17 protein-coding genes are annotated in these 20,930 nt (G+C 65.4%); 11 read left to right on the forward strand and 6 right to left on the reverse strand.

The features are described from left to right. The first annotated feature begins 51 nt into the window (after positions 1–51). The 7 genes from ABIB80_RS16020 to ABIB80_RS16050 all read left to right on the forward strand — a co-directional run bounded on the left by ABIB80_RS16020 (position 52) and on the right by ABIB80_RS16050 (position 7,821). Positions 52–1,197 (forward strand): isobutyryl-CoA dehydrogenase, encoded by a 1,146-nt coding sequence (locus ABIB80_RS16020; RefSeq protein ID WP_219683317.1) that lies wholly within the window; start codon positions 52–54, stop codon positions 1,195–1,197. Next, positions 1,194–2,261 carry an enoyl-CoA hydratase/isomerase family protein gene (locus tag ABIB80_RS16025; protein WP_219683316.1) on the forward strand — a complete coding sequence of 356 codons (1,068 nt, stop codon included), beginning with the start codon at positions 1,194–1,196 and terminating at the stop codon, positions 2,259–2,261. The genes ABIB80_RS16020 and ABIB80_RS16025 overlap by 4 nt, the downstream gene beginning before the upstream one ends. Before the next feature lie 30 nt (positions 2,262–2,291). Then, positions 2,292–3,182 (forward strand): 3-hydroxyisobutyrate dehydrogenase, encoded by an 891-nt coding sequence (mmsB, locus tag ABIB80_RS16030; protein WP_219683315.1) that lies wholly within the window; start codon positions 2,292–2,294, stop codon positions 3,180–3,182. Further along, on the forward strand, positions 3,182–4,900 hold the full coding sequence (locus ABIB80_RS16035; RefSeq protein WP_219683314.1) for an AMP-binding protein: 1,719 nt from the start codon (positions 3,182–3,184) through the stop codon (positions 4,898–4,900). Before mmsB ends, ABIB80_RS16035 begins: the two co-directional genes overlap by 1 nt. Next, positions 4,901–5,380, forward strand: a complete 480-nt coding sequence (locus tag ABIB80_RS16040; protein ID WP_219683313.1) for a MaoC family dehydratase — start codon at positions 4,901–4,903, stop codon at positions 5,378–5,380. It abuts the gene before it with no gap. Between the two features lie 300 nt (positions 5,381–5,680). Beyond that, on the forward strand, positions 5,681–6,598 hold the full coding sequence (locus ABIB80_RS16045) for an SDR family NAD(P)-dependent oxidoreductase (RefSeq protein WP_219683312.1): 918 nt from the start codon (positions 5,681–5,683) through the stop codon (positions 6,596–6,598). Then, on the forward strand, positions 6,595–7,821 hold the full coding sequence (locus tag ABIB80_RS16050; RefSeq protein WP_354127963.1) for a BaiN/RdsA family NAD(P)/FAD-dependent oxidoreductase: 1,227 nt from the start codon (positions 6,595–6,597) through the stop codon (positions 7,819–7,821). Before ABIB80_RS16045 ends, ABIB80_RS16050 begins: the two co-directional genes overlap by 4 nt. 9 nt (positions 7,822–7,830) lie before the next feature. Here ABIB80_RS16050 and ABIB80_RS16055 read toward each other — a convergent pair whose 3' ends face one another. Beyond that, positions 7,831–9,048, reverse strand: coding sequence for an MFS transporter (locus ABIB80_RS16055; RefSeq protein ID WP_354127914.1), 1,218 nt, complete (start codon positions 9,046–9,048; stop codon positions 7,831–7,833). 91 nt (positions 9,049–9,139) lie between these two features. On the opposite strand from ABIB80_RS16055, the gene ABIB80_RS16060 reads away from it, so the two are divergent. Beyond that, the gene (locus ABIB80_RS16060) at positions 9,140–10,042 is read left to right on the forward strand and encodes a LysR family transcriptional regulator (RefSeq protein WP_007592243.1); all 903 of its coding nucleotides are present in this window, start codon (positions 9,140–9,142) and stop codon (positions 10,040–10,042) included. On the opposite strand, the gene ABIB80_RS16065 is transcribed toward ABIB80_RS16060, so the two are convergent. The 3 genes from ABIB80_RS16065 to ABIB80_RS16075 all read right to left on the reverse strand — a co-directional run bounded on the left by ABIB80_RS16065 (position 10,043) and on the right by ABIB80_RS16075 (position 13,498). After that, positions 10,043–11,122, reverse strand: coding sequence for an alanine racemase (locus ABIB80_RS16065; RefSeq protein WP_354127915.1), 1,080 nt, complete (start codon positions 11,120–11,122; stop codon positions 10,043–10,045). Positions 11,123–11,186: 64 nt separating this feature from the next. Next, positions 11,187–12,992, reverse strand: a complete 1,806-nt coding sequence (locus ABIB80_RS16070; protein ID WP_354127916.1) for an ABC-F family ATP-binding cassette domain-containing protein — start codon at positions 12,990–12,992, stop codon at positions 11,187–11,189. 8 nt (positions 12,993–13,000) lie between these two features. Further along, entirely contained in the window at positions 13,001–13,498 is a 498-nt protein-coding gene (locus ABIB80_RS16075; protein ID WP_007609125.1) for a YaiI/YqxD family protein, read from the reverse strand. Positions 13,499–13,638: 140 nt separating this feature from the next. Between ABIB80_RS16075 and ABIB80_RS16080 the strand changes: the two genes are divergently transcribed. Then, entirely contained in the window at positions 13,639–14,439 is an 801-nt protein-coding gene (locus ABIB80_RS16080) for a hypothetical protein (protein WP_354127917.1), read from the forward strand. Positions 14,440–14,612: 173 nt separating this feature from the next. Here the strand turns inward: ABIB80_RS16080 and ABIB80_RS16085 are convergent, their stop codons facing one another. Next, entirely contained in the window at positions 14,613–16,985 is a 2,373-nt protein-coding gene (locus tag ABIB80_RS16085) for a xanthine dehydrogenase family protein molybdopterin-binding subunit (protein ID WP_354127918.1), read from the reverse strand. A gap of 212 nt (positions 16,986–17,197) precedes the next feature. Between ABIB80_RS16085 and ABIB80_RS16090 the strand changes: the two genes are divergently transcribed. Then, a complete protein-coding gene (locus ABIB80_RS16090; RefSeq protein ID WP_219683305.1) occupies positions 17,198–18,265 on the forward strand; it encodes a Ppx/GppA phosphatase family protein in 1,068 nt (355 codons plus the stop codon). 1 nt (position 18,266) lies between these two features. Beyond that, on the forward strand, positions 18,267–18,953 hold the full coding sequence (locus tag ABIB80_RS16095; protein WP_007592230.1) for an RlmE family RNA methyltransferase: 687 nt from the start codon (positions 18,267–18,269) through the stop codon (positions 18,951–18,953). Positions 18,954–19,057: 104 nt separating this feature from the next. On the opposite strand, the gene ABIB80_RS16100 is transcribed toward ABIB80_RS16095, so the two are convergent. Further along, a complete protein-coding gene (locus ABIB80_RS16100) occupies positions 19,058–20,548 on the reverse strand; it encodes an MFS transporter (RefSeq protein ID WP_007592228.1) in 1,491 nt (496 codons plus the stop codon). Between the last annotated feature and the right edge of the window lie 382 nt (positions 20,549–20,930).

Below are 20,930 nucleotides of genomic sequence, written 5' to 3' on the forward strand. Positions count from 1 at the left end.
TTGCTTCGTCGCTTCGCTCCTCGCAATGACGAGAACAGTGAGCAGCCCATCATGCAGTTCGCTCTGAACGAGGATCAGATCGCGGTTCGCGACATGGCGTTGGCGTTTGCGGCGGAAAAGATCGCGCCGTTCGCGCTGCGCTGGGACGAGGAGAAGCATTTTCCCGTCGAAGTGATGCGCGAGGCAGCAGCGCTTGGCATGGGCGGCATCTATATCCGCGACGATGTCGGCGGCTCCGCGATGTCGCGGTTCGAGGCGGCGCTGATCTTCGAGGCGCTGGCGACGGGCTGTCCGACCACCTCGGCCTTCATCTCCATCCATAACATGGCGTCCTGGATGATCGATGCCTACGGCAGCGACACCCAGCGCCACACATGGTTGCCCAAGCTCTGCACCATGGAGCTGATCGCGAGCTACTGCCTGACCGAGCCGGGCGCCGGCTCGGACGCGGCAGCGCTGCGCACCCGCGCCGTGCGCGACGGCGATCATTACGTCCTCAACGGCCAGAAACAGTTCATCTCCGGCGCTGGCGGCACCGATCTGCTGGTCGCGATGGTGCGCACCGGCGGCGATGGCCCCGGCGGCATCTCGACGCTGGTGATCGACGGCAAGACGCCGGGCGTCTCGTTCGGCGCCAACGAGCGCAAGATGGGCTGGAACGCGCAGCCGACCCGCGCCGTGATCTTCGAGAACGCCCGCGTGCCGGTCGCCAATCGCTTGAGCGAGGAGGGTGTCGGCTTCAAGATCGCGATGGCCGGCCTCGACGGCGGCCGTCTGAACATCACGGCCTGCTCGCTCGGCGGCGCGCAGACCGCGCTGGACAAGGCGCGCGCCTACATGAAAGAGCGCAAAGCGTTCGGCAAGCGTCTCGACGAATTCCAGGCGCTGCAATTCAAGCTCGCCGACATGGCGATCGAACTCGAGGCCGCACGCACGTTCCTGTGGCGTGCCGCCGCCGCGCTGGATCGCAAGGACCCCGACGCCACCATGTTCTGCGCGATGGCCAAACGCTTCGGCACCGATGTCGGCTTTGAGGTCGCCAACCAGGCGCTCCAGCTTCATGGCGGATACGGCTATCTCAGCGAATACGGCATCGAGAAGATCGTGCGCGATTTGCGCGTGCACCAGATTCTCGAAGGCACCAATGAAATCATGCGGCTGATCGTGGCGCGCAAATTGATCGAGGGCGCACGATGAGTGGAGTGGAGGAGGGCGATCTGGTCGCACGGGTCGAGGGCTCGGCCGGCATTGTCAGGCTCAACCGTCCGAAGGCGATCAACGCCGTGACGCTGGAGATGTTTCGCGACATCGACAAGGCGCTCGACCGTTTTGAGGCCGATCCCGCCGTTGCCGTGATCGTGCTGGAAGGTGCCGGCGAGCGCGGCCTGTGTGCCGGCGGCGACATTCGCGCGCTCTGGGAGAGCTCGAAGGTCGACGGCGATCTCGGCAAGATTCTGTGGCGAGAAGAGTACATCCTCAACGCCCGGATCAAGAAATTCCCGAAACCCTATGTCGCCTTCATGGACGGCATTGTGATGGGCGGCGGCGTCGGACTCTCGGCGCATGCGAGCCATCGCATCGTCACCGACCGCACCAGGCTTGCGATGCCCGAGGTCGGGCTCGGTTTCTTTCCCGACGTCGGCGGCACCTGGCTGTTGTCACGCTCGCCGGGCGAGATCGGCACTTATTTTGGCCTGACCGGCCAGACCATGAACGGCCCCGATGCGATCCACGCCAGGTTTGCCGATGCGGAGGTACCGGCGGCCAAATGGCCCGAGTTGCGCGACGCGCTGACCAAGGTTCGCCAGGGCGTCACCGCGGCCGATGTCAGCAAGCTCATCAACGGTTTTGCGACGGGGGAGACCGCGGGGCCGGTCGCCGCAAAGGAGCCGGCGATCGACGCACTGTTCGGCTTCGACCGCATGGAAGACATTTTTGCCGCGCTGAAGCGCGACGGTTCCGAGTTCGCGCTGGCGACATTGAAGAGGCTCAACGAAAAATCGCCGCGCGGCATGGTGGTGACGCTCAAGCTGCTGCGGCTCGGGCGCACCGCGTCGAGCCTGGAAGAATGCCTGGTGCGCGAATATCGCGCTGCGCTGGAAGTTTTCCGCAGCGACGACTTTCGCGAAGGCGTGCGCGCCGCCGTGATCGACAAGGATCGCAATCCGACCTGGTCGCCGCCCCGCATCGAGGATGTCACTCCGGACCTGCTTGCGCCGTATCTCGCCGAGATTGGCGCCGACGAATTGAAGTTCAACTAACCAACGAAACGTTCAGCGGAGGAAACCAAGATGGCCACGATCGCATTCATCGGTCTCGGCAACATGGGCGGGCCCATGGCCGCCAATCTGGTCAAGGCCGGCCACAAGGTCGTCGCTTTCGACCTCGCCGAGGCCTCCCGGAACCAGGCCAAGGCCGACGGTGCCGGCATCGCCGACAGCGCGGCGGGCGCCGTGAGGGGCGCCGATGTGGTCGTCACCATGCTGCCGGCCGGCAAGCATGTGCTCGGCGTGTGGGGCGAGGTCGTGCCCGCCATGACCAAGGGCACGCTGATCATCGACTCCTCCACTATTGACGTCGAGAGCGCGCGCCAGGCGCATGCGCTGGCGGCCAAGTACGGGGTGCTTTCGGTCGACGCGCCGGTCTCCGGCGGCACCGGGGGCGCCAAGGGTGCGACGCTCACCTTCATGTGCGGCGGCGAGGACAACGCGTTTGCAGCGGCAAAGCCCGTGCTGGAGAACATGGGCAAGAAGATCGTGCATTGCGGCGGGGCCGGCGCAGGCCAGGCGGCAAAAATCTGCAACAACATGATCCTTGGCATTTCCATGATCGCCGTGAGCGAGGCGTTCGCGCTGGCCGAGAAGCTCGGGCTCTCGCACCAGGCGCTGTTCGATGTGGCCTCGACCTCGTCGGGCCAGTGCTGGTCGCTGACGACCTATTGCCCGGTGCCCGGTCCAGTGCCGACCTCGCCCGCCAACAACGGCTACAAGCCGGGCTTTGCCTCGGCGCTGATGGTGAAGGATCTGACGCTGGCGCAGGACGCGGCGAAGGCCGCGGGCGCCGCAACCCCGCTCGGCAAGCATGCGCAGGAGATCTATCAGTCATTCGACGCAGCCGGCCACGGCAGGGTGGATTTTTCCGGAATTATCGAGCACGTTAGGAGTCTAGCCGGGAAAGCTTGATGACGACATTTCAGGAAGCGCGCGCGCTTCTGCTTCACAACCGCACGGACTATGAGACAGCGGTCAAGGACTTCCGCTGGCCTGATCCGGTCCCCTTCAACTGGGCACTCGACTGGTTCGACGCCGAGCTGGCGGCGAATGCGGACAGCAAGGATCGTCCTGCGCTTTGGATCGTCGATGCCGCGCAGGACCGGCAGACCAAGCTCTCGTTCGGGGCGTTGTCACGCCGCTCCAACCAGGTCGCGAATTTCCTCCGAGCACAGGGCTTGAAGCGCGGCGATCATCTCCTGCTGCTGCTCGGCAATGTCGTTCCGCTGTGGGAGACGATGCTGGCCGCGATCAAGCTCGGCGTCGTCGTGATTCCCGCAACGACGCTGCTCACCGCCGACGAGCTCCGCGACCGGCTCGATCGCGGCAAGGCGAAGGCGGTGGTGGCAGCGCAGGACCAGGTTGCGAAGTTTGCCAGTCTTGGCGCCGAGAATATCGTCCGCATCGTCGTAGGCGAGGCCTCCGATGGCTGGCTTTCCTATGATGACGCGGCAGAGGCGTCGGAGAGCTTTGCAGCGGACGGTCCGACCAACGCTGACGACCCGATGCTGCTCTATTTCACCTCGGGCACCACCGCAAAGCCAAAACTGGTTCGGCACAGCCAGCGCAGTTATCCCGTCGGCCATCTCTCGACCATGTATTGGATCGGGTTGAAGCCCGGCGACGTCCATCTCAACATCTCCTCACCCGGCTGGGCCAAGCATGCCTGGAGCTGCTTCTTCGCGCCGTGGAACGCGGGCGCAACCGTCTTTGTGGCCAATCAGCCGCGCTTCGACGCCAAGGGGCTGCTTGCCACCATCGGCCGCTGCGGCGTCACTACGCTGTGCGCGCCGCCGACGGTGTGGCGGCTGTTCATCCAGGAGAACTTGGCGTCGTTCAAGGTGGCCTTGCGCGAGGTCTGCGGCGCCGGCGAGCCGCTCAATCCTGAGGTGATCGACCAGGTGCAGGCCGCCTGGGGCCTCACCATTCGCGACGGTTACGGCCAGACTGAAACGACGGCGCTCGCCGGCAACTCGCCGGGGCAAAAGATCAAGATCGGCTCGATGGGCCGGCCCCTGCCGGGCTATCGCGTGCAGGTCAGCGACGCCGATGGTCATCCGGCCAAGGAGGGCGAGGTGGCTCTGGTGCTCGGCGAAAACCGTCCCGCCGGCCTGATGCAGGGCTATCAGGGCGACAACGGCGGGCTGTCCGGCGCCGAAGGCGAGCTCTATCGCAGCGGCGACGTCGTGTTCGAGGACGATGACGGCTATCTCACTTTCGTCGGCCGGTCCGACGACGTGTTCAAATCCTCCGACTATCGCATCAGCCCGTTCGAACTTGAGAGCGTGTTGCTCGAGCACGAGCTCGTCGCGGAAGCCGCAGTCGTGCCGAGCCCGGATCCGATCCGGCTCGCGATTCCCAAGGCCTTTGTGCTGCTGACATCCGGCGCGGAGCGCTCGCCGGAAACCGCGCTCTCCATCTTCAAGCATCTGCACACGCGCCTGGCGCCGTTCAAGCGCATCCGCCGCCTCGAGATCGTCACGGAGCTGCCGAAGACGATCTCGGGTAAGATCCGCCGCGTCCAGCTCAGACGTCTCGAGCGTGACGACGATCGCAACGATCCCCTGCGCGGCCGGGAATTCCGCGAAGAGGATTTTCCGGAGCTGCCGAAAACACGGAGTGAGACCTAAGTGAACGAAGTCTGGAAGAAGCCGCCGATTACGCTTCAGGCCTACCAAGCCATGGTCGGCAAGGAGATCGGCGTGTCGTCATGGCACCTGGTCGATCAGCCACGCATCGACACCTATGCCGACGTGATCGAGGATCATCAGTTCATTCACGTCGACCCGGAGCGTGCGAAGAAGGAGACGGCGTTCGGCACCACCATTGCGCACGGTTTCCTGACGATGTCGCTGCTGTCGATCATGTCCTACGAGGTGATGCCCGTCATCGCGGGCACCACGATGGGCGTCAACTACGGTTTCGACAAGCTGCGTTTCATCTCGCCGGTGCGTTCAGGAAAACGCGTTCGCGGCCGTTTCGTGTTGGCGGAAGCCAAGCTGCGCAAGCCGAATGAATTGCAGTCGCGCACCAACGTCACCGTGGAGATCGAAGACGAGGACAAGCCCGCGCTGGTCGCGGAGTGGCTGGGATTGATCTATTTCGCCTGACGCCGCCTGACGCCGCCTGTCGTTGCCAGGCTTGACCCGGCAAGCCATGGCTGCTCAAAAGCTGTTCAAATCGCTCGCGAAGCCTTCTCACCCTCTCCCCCTGCGGGAGAGGGTGGCTTCGCGGAACGCGAAGCCGGGTGAGGGGTATCCCTCCACGAGCTCCGCTGTCGATGGAGACCCCTCATCCGGCGCCGTAGCCAACGCTACGCGTTGGCGTTTTAACTGGGAACGGCGGCCGTTGGCCGCCTATGCCACCTTCTCCCACGAGGGGAGAAGGAAGAAGAAGCAGGAACTGCACTCATGGCAATCAGGTTCGACGGACGCGTCGCCATCGTCACCGGCGCGGGCAATGGTCTCGGCAAGGCGCATGCGCTGGGATTGGCGAGCCGCGGCGCCAAAGTCGTGGTCAACGATTTCGGCGGCGCGCGCGATGGCAGCGGCGGCTCGCTGTCGCCGGCGGAAGCCGTGGTCGAGGAGATCCGTAAAGCGGGCGGCATCGCCATGGCCGACGGCGCCGACGTCTCCAATTTCGAGCAGGTCACCGCGATGGTTGAGCGCGCCACCAAGGAGTGGGGCAGCGTCGACCTCTTGTGTGCCAATGCCGGCATTTTGCGCGACAAGTCGTTCGGCAAGATGGAAGCGGCCGATTTCCAGAAGGTGCTCGACGTGCACCTCGTCGGCACCTTTTATTGCTGCAAGGCGGCCTGGGCCGGCATGCGCGATCGCAACTATGGCCGCATCGTCCTGACGACGTCGTCCTCCGGCCTCTACGGCAATTTCGGCCAGGCCAATTACGGTGCGGCCAAGTCCGGCATGGTCGGCCTGATGAACGTGCTGGCGGAAGAGGGCCGCAAGACCGACATCCGTGTCAACATCATCTCGCCGACGGCGGCAACCCGCATGACGGAAGAGCTGCTGCCGCCGCAGGCGCTGCAGTTGATGAAGCCGAACGCGATCACGCCCGCGGTCGAGTACATGCTGAGCGAGGACGCGCCGACCCGCACCATCATGGGCGCCGGCGCCGGCTCGTTCGCGGTAATCAAGATCGTCGAGAGCGAAGGCATCAACCTGCCGGAATCCGAGTGGACCCCGGACGCGGTCGCGGCGCATTTCGCCGAGATCAGCGACATGTCGAAGGCGAAGGCGCTGCAGGGGGCTTTCGAGCAGACGCAGAAATATGTGGCGCAAGCCGCTGCGCGTGCCGGGGTAAAACTCTGACAGCCGTGGCCGTCATCGGCGCCGGCCCTGCCGGGCTGATAGCGGCCGAAGTGCTCGTGCAGGGTGGTGCTCGCGTCACCGTCTACGATTCGATGCCGTCCGCTGGCCGGAAATTCCTGATGGCCGGCCGCGGCGGGCTCAATCTCACCCACAGCGAACCGCTGCCGCAGTTCATCACGCGCTACCGCGAGGCGGCGCAGAGGTTGCAGGCTGCGATCGACGCGTTTCCGCCGGACGCGCTGCGCGCGTGGAGCGAGGCGCTGGGCGAGCCGACTTTTGTCGGCTCCAGCGGGCGTGTGTTTCCGAAAGCGTTCAAGGCGTCGCCCTTGCTGCGCGCCTGGCTGCGACGCCTCGATGCGGCCGGCGTCCGCTTTGCCTTTCGCCAGCGCTGGATGGGGTGGGATAGAGACGGACAACTGGTCTTTGACACACCCGGCGGCGGCGCCGCCATCGCCGCGGATGCCACGGTGCTGGCACTCGGCGGCGCAAGCTGGCCGCGACTAGGCTCCGATGGCGGCTGGACGACGATCCTCGCCGACAAAGGCGTTGCGATCTCGCCGCTGCGGCCGGCGAACTGCGGCTTCACCGTCGCCTGGTCCGAAATCTTCAGCACGCGCTTCGAAGGCCAACCGCTCAAGGCCATCGCGCTGTCCTTCGGCCCACAGCGCGCGCGCGGCGAGGCCATGATCACAACCGGCGGGATCGAAGGCGGGGCGATCTATGCGTTGTCGGCCGAACTGCGCGAGGCGATTGCGGCGAACGGCGAAGCGGTCCTGCACGTCGCGTTGCGGCCGGATGTCCATCATGGCGAACTCGTCCAGCGCCTGTCCGCCGCGCGCGGCAAGCAATCGTTCTCCAATTTCCTGCGCAAGGCTGCACAGCTGTCTCCGGTCGCGGTCGGGCTGTTGCAGGAAGCTGCCATCAGTGCTGGCCAGTCGTTGTCGGCGATGTCGGCTGAGCGATTGGTGGAGCTCATCAACGCCGTGCCGGTCAAGCTCACGGGCGTTGCGCCAATCGCGCGCGCGATCTCCAGCGCCGGCGGGATTTCCTTCGATGAACTCGACTCGGAATTCATGATCCGCAAGCTGCCGGGCGTGTTCGCGGCCGGAGAGATGCTGGACTGGGAGGCGCCGACGGGTGGCTATTTGCTCCAGGCCTCGTTCGCGACGGGGGCTGCGGCGGGTAGGGGTGTGTTGCGACGGCTCGCCCAATTGTCGTCCTGACCATCCGCATCATGACGTCCCGGTCCGGGTTGCGAGATCCGTGAGGAGGCCGAGCACGCCGAAGCTTGCCGCCACTGCGCAGACCATCGTCCAGCCGCCAAAACTCCAGGCCAGCGATGCCGCCGCCGCGCCGACGCCACCGCCAATGAAGAACAGCGCGACGAACAGGCCGTTCATGCGACCGCGGGCCTCGGGGCGCAACAGGTTGATGGCGCGACGGCCCAACGTCTGGTCGGTGGTGATGCCGACGTCGAGCAGGATCGTGCCGAGGCTCAGGACCAGCAGACCGGTGATCTGGGATTCAAGCACGCTCGCCCAGGTACAGAGCGCAAGCGACCCGATGATGAGCAGATGGGCGGCAAAGAACATCGGCCGCGCCCGGCCCCTGTCGCCCCAGCGGCCGGCCATCGGTGTCGCCGCGGCGCCCGCCACGCCGATCAGTGCGAAGGCGGCAACTCCCTTGGCGTCGAGGTCGAACGGCGCCTCCGGCAGCCGCAGCGCGACCGCCGACCAGAACGCCGTGAAGGAAGCCATGACCAGCGATGCGGTCCAGGCCCGCACGCGGAGCACGGGCTCTTCGCGGAGCAGTCTTGGAAAGGACAGGAGCAAGTCGGCGTAGCTCGCGCGTCCCGTCGGTTGAAGGGTTGGAAGGTAGCGGGCGAGCGCGCAGGCAAGCAGGGTCATCAGAATGGCCGAGACGACATAGTAGGCGCGCCAGCTCCAGAGATCGGCGATCAGGCTCGCCGCAGGTCGCGACAACAGGATGCCGATCATCAATCCGCCCATCACCTCGCCGATGGCCTGGCCGCGGCGATCCGGCGCCACCATCGATGCGACAAGCGGAACCATCATCTGGATCGCCGCGCAGCAGGCGCCGAGGATGAAGGTGGCGAGCAGCAGGAGCGCGGGCGTCGGCGCGAGCGCCGTCGCCACGGCGGCGAGGATCGCGCAGCCGAGCGTGCGGAGGATGACAAGCCGGTTCTCGACCAGATCGACCAGAGGCACGAGCAGCAGCAGGCCGAGTGCATAGCCGAGCAACGTCAGCGTGCTGATCAGGCCCGCCTGCCACGCGGGCATGGACATTGACCGGCCGATCAGGCCGAGCAGGATCTGCGGCGCGAACAGATTGGTGACGACGACACCGGCGGTGATTGCGCCGAGCCAGATCAGGGGCCGCTCGGCGAGTTGGTTTCGGGAGGCAGGCCTGGTGGCTTCGGAGGTAGTCATGGGACCTCGCAGCTGTGGCGCGAGACCCTTTAAGCGGAGGGGTCAATATGCTACAATTCAAATAAGCCGATAAAGAATATGCGGGTTTGTTATGAATACCCATGACCTCGTCGCTTTCGTCGCCGTCGTCGAGACCGGATCGATTGTCGCAGCTTCGGCGCGTCTCAATCTCACCCAGCCTGGCGTGACCCGACGTATCCAGAATCTCGAGGAGATGCTGGGGGCGCAGCTTCTGGATCGGCTCTCGAAGCCCCTGAAGCCGACGGCGGCGGGCCATGAAGCCTACGAGCAGGGCAGGCGCCTGCTCAGGATGCTGGACGACCTCAAGTCGGGCGTGGCCAACGACGGAATGGTCCGCGGCGAGTTCAGGCTCGGTCTGACGCCGTTTCTCTCCGAAGCGGGCTTGACCGCACCACTCGATGCAGTGCGTGCCGAATTTCCCGCGCTGGCCGTGCGGGTGGTCTCCGGTTGGTCGCCGAACCAGCTCGAGCGCGTCTGCCGCAACGAGCTCGATGCGGCCGCGATTTGTCTCCCCGACGGTGCAGTGCCGCCCGCCGATCTCGCGGCCGACGATCTCGGCGCGCAGCCCGTCGTCTTCGTCGTCGCACGCGAGATGAAGATCCCGCGCACCGTCGACCTGGAACGGCTGTCCCAACTGTCGTGGGTAATCAACCAGGATGGCTGTGGATTTCGCGATACGCTGAAGCGAAAATTCGATGCCTCGCATCTGCCGTTCAACATCGCGGTCGAGGCGCTGGATAGTGAGCTTCGCCTGTCGCTGGTGTCGCGTGGTCTCGGCGTCGGGCTGGTCACCCCGATCGCCCTGAAACGCAGCGCATTTCGCGACAAGCTCAAGCCGGTCGCTGCGCGCGACTTCAAACCCGCGGTGCGCGCATGGGTGGTGCATCGCGCCCCCGCCGGTCGGCTGGAGCGGCCGATCAAGCTCTTCCGCGATGGATTGGTCCGGGAACTCCAGGCGCTGATCGGGGGCTAGCTACCGCAGCTTCCCCCGTGCCGCCACCGGCAGCGTGCCGATGATCTCCTCGCCGCGCACCATCACGACTTCGTCCATCATGTTGACGACGACGCAGACATGATTGGGTACGACCCGCACGACGTCGCCGACATTAGGGCGGGTGTTGCTGCGGGAGAGGTCGAGGAAGCCGTGCTCCTCGGCGAAGCGTGCGATCTTGGCTTCGGGGTGCTCCAGGATGAGGCCGTGGCCGTCGAGGCCGCCGGTGTCCGTCGTCAGAGTCTTCGAGCCGGCGTCGAGGATGCCGCGCTCAGGCGCGGCGCGGCTGACCACGGTCGAATAGATGTGCAGCGCGCAGTCGTCCCAGGTGGCGACGCCGGCCGCGACCTGCATGCGGTCGTTGTAGATGTAGGTGCCGAAGCGATGCTCGGTGCCGCCCTTGAGCTTGCCGAGGTTCTTCAGGTTCGGCGTCCCGCCGGTCGAGACGATTTTTGCATCCAGCCCGTGTGCGCGCACGCCGGCCAGAGCTTCGTCATAGAATTTTTGTGCGTCGGCCCAGCCGGTCTCGGTCGGATACATCATGAAGCCGGCGAATTGCAGTCCCTTGGATGCGGCAATCTCCTGCGCCAGGGCAATCGCCTCGGCGGGCGTCTCGACGCCGGCGCGCTTGCGGCCGGTATCGCATTCGACCACGACCGACAGCGGTCGGCCTGAGGCCGCAGCGGCCTTGGGCAGGCCGGCAACGACGGTCGAATTGTCCGCGGCGACCGTCATGTTGGCCTTCGCCTGCAGCGCCCCTAACCGCGCCATCTTTTCTTCGCCGAGCAAATTGTAGCTGATCAGGATGTCGTCGATCCCGGCATTGACCATGATCTCGGCTTCACCGAGCTTCTGGCAGGTGATGCCCTTCGCGCCGGCCGCGATCTGCATCCTCGCGATCGTGGGGTTCTTGTGCGTCTTGATGTGGGGACGGTTGGCAACTCCGGCGTCGTCGCAGGCCTTCTGGATCCGCGCGATGTTGCGCTCGACCTTGTCCATGTCGATGACGGCGCAGGGCGTGCCGTATTCGCGGGCGATCTTGGCGGCAAGGGTCGTTGTCATGGAAGTCTCTGAGTTGGCGCGCATCCCGTTTGCAAAAGCGGTGCCCACTTTTGCGAAATGCACGCTAGGCCTGTTCAATCTCTTCGCGCCGCACTTCGAGCTCCAGCCATTTGTCCTCGGCCTCGGCCAGTTCCTTTTGCGCCTTCGTCAGAGCGTCGGAGGCCTGATCGAAGCGCTTGCGATCTTTCCGGAACAGATCGGGGTCGTCAAGGAAGCGCTGCTGCTTGGCGATCTCGGCCTGCAGCTTGGCGATGGTCTTGGGCAACGTCTCCAGCGCGTGTTGCTCGTTGAAGGTCAACCGTCGCTTCGCGACGCCGGAAGGCGCGACGGTTCGCTGCTCTCTCGTCTCTTCGACGGCCTTCGCTGTCGCGCGCTTCACGTCAGCGCCGCGCTGGGCGAGCATGTCGGTATAGCCGCCGGCATATTCGAGCCAGCGTCCGTTGCCCTCGGGCACGATCACAGACGTCACCACGCGGTCGAGAAAATCGCGATCGTGGCTGATCAGAATCACGGTGCCCTCGTAGTCGCTGAGCATTTCCTCGAGAACGTCGAGGGTCTCCAGGTCGAGGTCGTTGGTCGGCTCGTCCAGCACCAGGAGGTTCGAGGGCTTCGCCAGGGCGCGCGCCAGCATCAGCCGGCCGCGTTCACCGCCCGACAGCACCTCCAGCGGCGTGCGCATCTGTTCCTGGGCGAACAGGAAGTCCTTCATGTAGCTGACGACGTGCTTCGGCTTGCCGCCGACCATGACATGGTCGCCGCGGCCGCCGGTCAGCGCCTCGGCCAGCGTCGTCTTCGGATCGAGACTTTCCCGATGCTGGTCGAGCGTCGCCATCTCGATGTTGGCACCGAGCCGTATGCTGCCGCTGTCCGGTGCGCTGCCGCCGGTCAGCATCTCGATCAGCGTGGTCTTGCCGGCGCCGTTCGGGCCGACGATGCCGATGCGGTCGCCGCGCTGGACGCGGATCGAGAAGCCGTCGACGATCTTTCGCTCGCCATAGGACCGGCTGATATTCTTGGCCTCGATGACGAGCTTGCCGGATTTGTCGGCTTCGGCAGCCGCGAGGTTGGCGTTGCCCGTCGCGCCGCGATGGGTGCGGCGCTGGTCGCGCAGCGCGTGGAGATTGCCGAGTCGCTTGACGTTGCGCTTGCGGCGGCCCGAGACGCCGTAGCGCAACCAGTGCTCCTCGTTGACGATCTTGCGGTCGAGCTTGTGTTGGTCGCGCTCTTCCTCCGCGAGCACCTCGTCGCGCCAGGCCTCGAAGGCGCTGAAGCCGCGGTCGATCTGCCGGATCTGGCCGCGGTCGAGCCAGGCGGTGCTGCGCGAGAGATTGCCCAGGAAGCGCCGATCGTGGCTGATGATCACCAGCGCGCAGCGGCGGCTCTCCAGTTCGCCCTCCAGCCATTCGATGGTCGGAAGATCCAGATGGTTGGTAGGCTCGTCCAGCAGCAGGATATCGGGCGAGGGCGCCAGCACGCGCGCCAGCGCGGCGCGGCGGGCTTCGCCGCCGGAGACATGCGCCGGATCTTCTTCGCCGCTAAGGCCGAGCTGCTCGACCAGATAGCGCGCCTGATAGTGGTCGTCGCCGGCATTGAGGCCGGCCTCGACATAGGCCAGCGTGGTGGAGAAACCGGAAAAATCCGGCTCCTGCGGCAGGTAGCGAATGGTGGCGCCGGGCTGCACGAAACGGCTGCCGCCATCCGGTTCGACCAGGCCGGCGGCGATCTTGAGCAGCGTCGATTTGCCGGAACCGTTGCGGCCGATCAGGCAGACGCGCTCGCCGGTCGAAACCGACAGTTCGACGCCCGCCAGGAGCGGCGTGCCGCCAAAGGTCAGTTTGATATCGCGCAGTTGAATCAGCGGTGGCGCCATGCGGTGTCTCAGTCCTGTCTTGTTGCGGCCTGATCGGCGCGGCGGCGCTGGATGCGGCGGATGGTTTGGTCGAGCGTCGACAGAAACGTCGAGCGGTCGCGTGGCGAATAGGATTTCGGACCGCCGGTGACTTCGCCGGCCGAGCGTAAATCGGTCATCAGGTTGCGGACGGCGAGCGTCATCCCGATCGATTCCTCGGTGAACGCCTTGCCGTTTGACGCAATCACATCGGCGCCGGCCTTCACGCAGCGGCTCGCGAGTGGAATATCCGAGGTAATGACGATATCGCCGGGCCCGGCGCGTTCCGCGATCCAGTCATCGGCCGCGTCCATGCCGGCACCCGCGGCGACCCGCTCGATCAGCGGATCCTGGGGCACGCGGATGAAATTGCCCGCGACTACGCTCACCGGCAGGCCGTGCCTGCCGGCGACGCGATAGATCTCGTCCTTCACCGGACAGGCGTCGGCGTCGACATAGATGCGGGTGGTGTTTTGAGGGTTCGTCATGGTCCGTAGATGGGGCTTGCGAAGCGGTTCCGCAGCAGCCGCGTGGTACCCCATTCGGGCCGCAAAGGCGAGGGGATTGACCCCGGTTCCTCAGGGCCTACGATCGGCCCGAAACAACAAGAATTTGGGGAAGCCAAGCCATGCCGAACCGGCTCGAGACCTATCGTGTCGAGGCCTACAACACGGCCAAGCAATCCGAAAACAAGATGCATGATGATGCAGTGGCGCGCCGATTCGGGTTTTCCGGCGGGCTGGTTCCTGGCGTCGATGTCTTTGCCTACATGATGCATGTGCCGGTGGTGCGCTGGGGCCGCGATTTCCTGTCGCGCGGGTTGATCGAGGCGCGTTTCATCAAGCCGGTCTATGACGGCGAGACCGCCGATGTCGATGCGACCGAACACAACGGCCTGCTCACGATCGAGGTGTTCAGCCGCACCGAGCTCTGCGCGACGGGGACGGCGTCGCTGCCGGCGACCGCGCCTGCGGTTTCGTTGAGCGATTATGTCGAGGTGCCCGCGATTGCCGAGCGCAAACCGGTCAGCCCGGCAACCTTCGAAACCGGCAAATGGCTCGGCACGACGCCGCGCCGCTGGGCCGGGCAGGATGCAGCCGACTATCTCGCTGATGTCCGCGAGGCCGATCCGATCTTCGCGCGCGAGGGGCTCGGCCATCCCGGCCTGATCCAGCGCGTCATGAACCGCGTGCTGGTGGACAACACGATCCTTGGCCCGTGGATCCATGTCGGCAGCCGCATGCAATTGCTGTCAGCCGCACGCGCCGGTGATGAGATCACCGCGCGGGCCAAAGTCACCGCGAATTACGAGAAGAAGGGTCACCGTTTCGTCGAGCTCGACGCGCTGGTGGTCGCCAACGGCACGACGCCGCTGGCGCACTGCCAGCACACCGCGATCTACCAGCCGCGCGAGCAGGCGGCGGCGTAGAGCGCGGGCGGCGAGAGGCAAGTACACCGCTCCAAGCTCGGTGTCATGCCCCGCGAAGGCGGGGCATCCAGTACGCCGCGGCTTCTCCGTGAATCACTGCTGCCTCGGAGTACTGTGATCGCCCGGTCGAGCCGGGCGATCACAGTGTGCGTGTGGAGGGCAGAAGGGCAGCTTTACGCCGCTTTCCTCTTCGCATCCTGGATCGCGCGCCACACACGCTCCGGCGTCAGCGGCATATCGATGTGCTTGATGCCGTAGTCGGAGAGCGCGTCGATCACCGCGTTCACGACCGTGGACAGGCTGCCGGCGCAGCCGGCTTCCCCGCAGCCCTTGCTGCCGAGTGGATTGGTCGTGGCCGGCACCGGGTGGTCGCCGACCGTCATGTTCGGAACGTCCTCGGCGCGCGGCAGGGCGTAGTCCATCAGCGAGCCCGTGATCGGCTGGCCGCTCTCGTCGTAGCGGACGTGCTCCATCAGCGCCTGGCCGATGCCCTGGACGACGCCGCCATGGAGCTGGCCGGCGACCAGCAGCGGGTTGATCACCGTGCCGAAATCGTTGACCGCGCTGTAGCGCACGATCTGCACGACGCCGGTCTCAGGGTCGATCTCGACCTCGGCGACATGGCAGCCGTTCGGGAAGGCCGACGGCACCGGTTCGCTGGTGTGATCGACGTCGAGGCTGTCGGGCACGCCCTCCGGCATCTTGCTGTCGTGCAGGCGCTTGGCCAGCTCCATGATGTCGATGCTGCGATCGGTGCCGGCGATCGTGAAACTGCCGCCTTCGAATTCGATGTCGGCTTCGGATGCCTCCAGCATGTGCGCGGCGGCGCGCTTGCCCTTTTCGATCACGAGCTTGGCGGCGCCCACGATCGCCATGCCGGTCGCGGTGATCGAGCGCGAGCCGCCGGTGCCATTGCCGGTGTGCACGATGTCGCTGTCGCCCTGCACCAGCTTGACGCTGTCGAAGGGGACGCCGAGCTGCTCGCACAGCACCTGCGCGAACGGCGTGGCGTGGCCCTGACCGTAATCGAGCGTACCGGTGATGAGCTGCACCGAGCCATCGGGATCGAACACGATCTTGCCGAGCTCGACGCCGGGAGGTGCGGTCACCTCCAGATAGGAACCGACAGCGATGCCACGCAGCTTGCCGGCCTTCTTGCTCTCCTTCTTGCGCTTGGCAAAGTTCTCGTGGTCGGAGATTTCGAGCGCCTTGTTGAAGACAGCCTGGAAGTCGCCGCTGTCATAGGTGACGCCGGAGGACGCGGCGAAGGGCATCTGGTTTTGCTTGATGAAGTTGCGCTTGCGCATCGTCAGGCGGTTGATGCCCATCTCGTCGGCGGCGCGGTCGATCAACCGTTCCATGTAGTAGTTGGCCTCGGGCCGTCCGGCGCCGCGATAGGCGCCCATCAGCGTGGTGTTGGTCAGCACCGTCTTGATATCGACGGCCATCAGCGGCGTGCGATAAACGCTGGAAAAGTTCTTGCTGGTGTTGAGCGAGAGCGGACTGGGAGCAACGCCAGTGATGTAGGCTCCGAGATTGCCGTAGCCCGAGAGCTTGGCGGCGAGGAAATGCCCCTCGGCGTCCAGCGCGAGCTCGGCGTGAATCTTCTGCGCACGGCCGTGGCTGTCGGACAAGAAGCTGGTCGAGCGTTCGTCCAGCCATTTCACCGGCCGCCCCAATTCCTTGGCCGCGTAAAGGATGCACATGTACTCGGGATAGTTGACGTTCTTCATGCCGAAGGACCCGCCGACATTGGCGGTGAGGATGCGTACCTTTTCGTTCGGCACCTTCAGGTTCTTGGCGAGGTTGGCGCGGTTGCCGGCGACGCCCTGCGTCGGCATCTGGATGGTGTAACGCTCGGTCTTCTTGTCGTAGGAGGCAAGGCCGACGCGCGGCTCCATCGAGACCACGGCGACACGGGTGTTTTCGATGTCGACCTTGGTCACGTGAGCGGCGCTGGCGAAGGCCGCATTGACCTTCTCGATGTCGCCATAGTGGTAGTCGAGCGCGACATTGTTCGGGATGTGGTCGTAGAGTTGCGGCGCGCCGGGTTTTGCGGCTTGCTCGGGATCGGTCACCGCCGGCAACGGCTCGATGTCGAGCTCGACCGCCTCGGCCGCGTCGCGCGCCTGGGCCAGCGTCTCCGCCACCACGAAGGCGACGGGATCGCCGACGAAACGGACCTTGTCGGTTGCGAGCGGCTGGCGGTTGGTCTGGAGCAGGGGCGAGCCGTCGCGGCTCTTCAGCGGCAGGCCGCAGGTGAAGGGGCCGTAGCCGGCCGCATCGAGGTCTTTGCCGGTCCAGACCCCCAGCACGCCCGGTATCGCCCTGGCTGCGTCGACGTTGATGCCGCGAATGACGCCGTGGGCATGGGTCGAGCGGACGATCACGGCATAGGCCTGGCCGGGCAGGTTGAAATCGTCGGTGTAGCGGCCCTTGCCGCGCACCAGCGTATCGTCCTCCTTGCGGCGGACCGGCTGCCCGACACCATATTTTTGCAGTGCAATAGCGTTTTCGAGCGTGGAGGATTTGGTGTGTTCTTGCATGGAATTGACCTGAAAAGCCGGCAATTGCGCGGTTTTGGGGGGCGCCTGGGGGACCGGACCCCTCAAAAATAACCCACCGGCCCGTTCACGACAACGCACGAATGGGCATGGTCCCATGTGATGCGTTGTTGCGCAGGATTGGCGCGCTGCTAATGTTTCAGGCGAAAAAGCAATTCCAGCTCGGCCTAACCGGCCGCGGAAAGACAGTTTGTATGAATGACCACACGCGGCTCCGCGACGGCCTTGCGCCGCACGGTGAGCTGGGGTCGATGGCGGCGGCGTTCGCCACTGAACCGGCCGTCGGCGCGCAAGCGCCGGGAACCGGCGTCTACGCGGCGCTCGACCTCGGCACCAACAATTGCAGGCTCCTGATCGCCTGTCCGACCCACGACGGCTTCCGCGTGGTCGATTCCTTCTCGCGCATCATCCGGCTCGGCGAGGGCGTCTCGGCAACGGGGTGCATCAGCGAGGCCGCGATCGAGCGCGCCATCGTGGCGCTCGGCATCTGCCGCGACAAGATCAACCTGCGCAAAGCGCGGCGGTTGCGGCTGATCGCCACCGAAGCCTGCCGCGCCGCCTCGAACGCCGAAGGCTTTCGCAGCCGCGTCGCTGCCGAGACCGGAATCGAGCTCGAGGTAATCGACCGCGAGACCGAGGCGGCGCTCGCCGTGCTGGGCTGCTCGCCGCTGGTCGATCCCAGGGGGCGCGGCGCGATCCTGTTCGACATCGGCGGCGGCTCGACCGAGCTGGTGCGGATCGAGCGCGACGCCGCAAATCCGGAGCCGCGCATCAAAGCCTGGATGTCGATCCCATTCGGCGTGGTCACGCTTGCCGAGCAGTTCGGCGGACGCGACGTGACGCCGGAGATCTACGCCGCGATGGAGCGCGAGGTCGCCCATCACATCAGGCCGTTCGCCGAACAGCATGGCGGCGATCTCGCCGACATGCATCTGCTCGGCACGTCAGGCACTGTGACGACGCTCGCCGGCATCCATCTCAACCTCGCGCGCTACGACCGCCGCCGCATCGATAGCGTCTGGATGAACGATACCGACGTCACCGCGACTATCAACAAGCTGCTCGGCATGAGCTACGAGGAGCGCGCCGCCAACAGCTGCATCAGTATCGAGCGCGCCGATCTCGTGCTGGCCGGCTGCGCCATCCTCGACGCGATCCGCCGCGCCTTTCCGCTGCCGCGCCTGCGCGTCGCCGACCGGGGCCTCCGCGAAGGCATGCTGGTCGAGATGATGCGCGAAGACGGCGCGCTCAGGAGCTGGTGAGATGGCCAAGGACACCACCGGCCGCTTGCACGTTCAGGTCAAGACCCACGGCAAGCGAAAATTGTCGTCGAAGCTCTGGCTGGAGCGGCAGCTCAACGATCCCTATGTGGTGAAGGCGAAGGCGCTGGGTTATCGCTCGCGCGCCGCTTTCAAGCTGCTGGAGATCGACGACAAATACCGGCTACTCAAGCACGGCATGGCGGTGGTCGATCTCGGTGCGGCGCCGGGTGGCTGGAGCCAGATCGCCGCCAAGCGCGTCGGCTCGGTCGACGGCAAGGGCAAGGTCATCGCAATCGACCTGCTGGAAATCCCCGAAATCGCCGGCGTCGAGTTCGCGCAGCTCGACTTCATGGACAATGACGCGCCGGACAAGCTCAAGGCCATGCTCGACGGCGGCGCCGACATCGTAATGTCCGACATGGCCGCCAACACCACCGGCCACCGCAAGACCGACCAGCTTCGCATCGTCGGCCTGATCGAGACCGCCGCCGCGTTCGCCTGCGATGTGCTGAAGCCGGGCGGGACCTTCCTGGCGAAGGCGTTCCAGAGCGGCGCCGACGCCGAGTTGCTCGCCCAGCTCAAGCGCGATTTCGCAACAGTGCGTCACGTCAAGCCGGCCGCAAGCCGTGCAGATTCCTCGGAGCGCTACGTGCTGGCGACGGGATTTCGCGGCGGGGCGACGGAATAGCAACAAACTCCGTCATTGCGAGGAGCTCTTGCGACGAAGCAATCTAGACTGTCTCCGCGGAGGGATTCTGGATTGCTTCGCTTCGCTCGCAATGACGAGATAGGCTACCCCAGCCGCTGATCCCGCACGTCCTGCGTATCCTCGGTCGCCGCCTTGACGGCCGCCTTGGCCGCGCCCTTGCCGGCACCCTTGCGGCTCGCGATCTCCACGGCCTTGCGGCCGGAGACTTCGTGGCCGGCATCGGCGGGCATCTGCCAGAAGAACCAGCTCGATGCCGCCGAGGTGAGCGCGACCACGACGAAGGCCGGCGCGAACACGGTGGCGTTGAGCTCGCTGACGTGGCTGAGCCACATCGTCGTCTCCACGGACGCGGCGCCGACGGCGACGCCGGCCGAGACCGCGAGCTGCTGGTTGACGCTGACGAGCGTGGTGGCGCGGCTCATCTGCGCCTGCTCGACCTCGGCATAGGCAACCGTGTTGATCGCGGTGAACTCGAGCGAACGGAAGAAGCCGCCGACCACCAGGATGATCATGATGATCAGCAGCGGCGTCGTCACGGTGAAGAGGGCGCAGGCGGCGAGAAAGACGGCACTGATGATCGCGTTCACCGTCATCAGGTTGCGGAAGCCGAAGGCGCGGATGATGCGTGCGGCCAGCGCCTTCATGCCCATGGCGCCGAGCGAGGAGCCAAACGTGACGAGGCCGGACTTGAACGGCGAGAGGCCGAAGCCGATCTGCATCAGCAGCGGCAACAGGAACGGCAGCGCGCCGATGCCGAGCCGGAACATGAATCCGCCGAGAACGGCGGCGCGTAGCGTCGGCAGCCTCAGCAGCGTGAAGTCCAGCACCGGCGACCCCGTTCGCCGCGCGTGAAGGACATACAGTGTCATCGAGATTGATCCGCCGACGACCAGGGCGGCAACTGTGCTCCATGGCAGCAGATTGAGTCCGGCAACCGACAGCCCGAAGGCGATGCCGGCGAGCCCGAGGCCCGCGAGCACCATGCCGTAGAGGTCGAACGGCTCTCGTTCCTCGCTTTTGATGGGATCGATGAAGCGCAAGGCCATGAAGATGCCGAGCAACCCGATCGGGATGTTGATCAGGAAGATCCAGTGCCAGGACGCATAGGTCGTGATGAAGCCGCCGAGCGGCGGCCCGATCACGGGGCCGATCAGGGCAGGAACCGTCACCCACGCCATGGCATTGACCAGCGCGCTCTTGTCGACCGACCGCAACAGCACGAGGCGCCCGACCGGCGTCATCATCGCCCCGCCCATGCCTTGCAGGATGCGCGCGAACACGAAATCGGTGACCGATGTCGAGAGCGCGCAGCCGACCGAGCCGACCATGAACACGCCGACGGCAATCGCAAACACCATGCGCGCGCCGAACCGGTCGGCGGTCCAGCCGCTCGCCGGGATGAACACCGCAAGCGACAGCAGATAGGAGGTGATCGCGAGCTTGAGCGTCAATGGGCTGGTGCCGATGTCGGCTGCGATCGCGGGCAGCGACGTGGCGATCACCGTCGAGTCCATGTTCTCCATGAAGAGAGCAGTGGCCACGATCAGCGGAATGACGCGTTGCTTGTCGACCATAACGGATTGGTAATGGAAATCGGAAGGAAGGGCGAGAATTGCGGCTTATCACCGGCATTGGGCCGCGACCATTGCGGATCGACGCATAGCACCTAAATCCTGCGTGACCCGAGGTGAGTGCGCCCGCGCCGGAGACCGTGATGATCGGCCGGCACGGGGACGCCGTTCGCCAGTACGAGGCGCCGCGAGGGTATCCCCCGCTGAATTTGCCTAAAAAGCCTGTGCATGGCTGGCCGGCGGTCCGATTTGCTTTGATTCGTCGTCCACCCGTGCTATCGACCCGCGTCAACCCCACCGATGGGCTCCGATTCTCCGGCGTTGCCGCAAGGTACGCCGAGGGCGGCGCTCATCCATAGCTATTTGCGGCAGGGCCGCGGAAGGA

The organism is Bradyrhizobium sp. i1.15.2 (assembly GCF_040548425.1).
Taxonomy (GTDB): Bacteria; Pseudomonadota; Alphaproteobacteria; order Rhizobiales; family Xanthobacteraceae; genus Bradyrhizobium; species Bradyrhizobium canariense.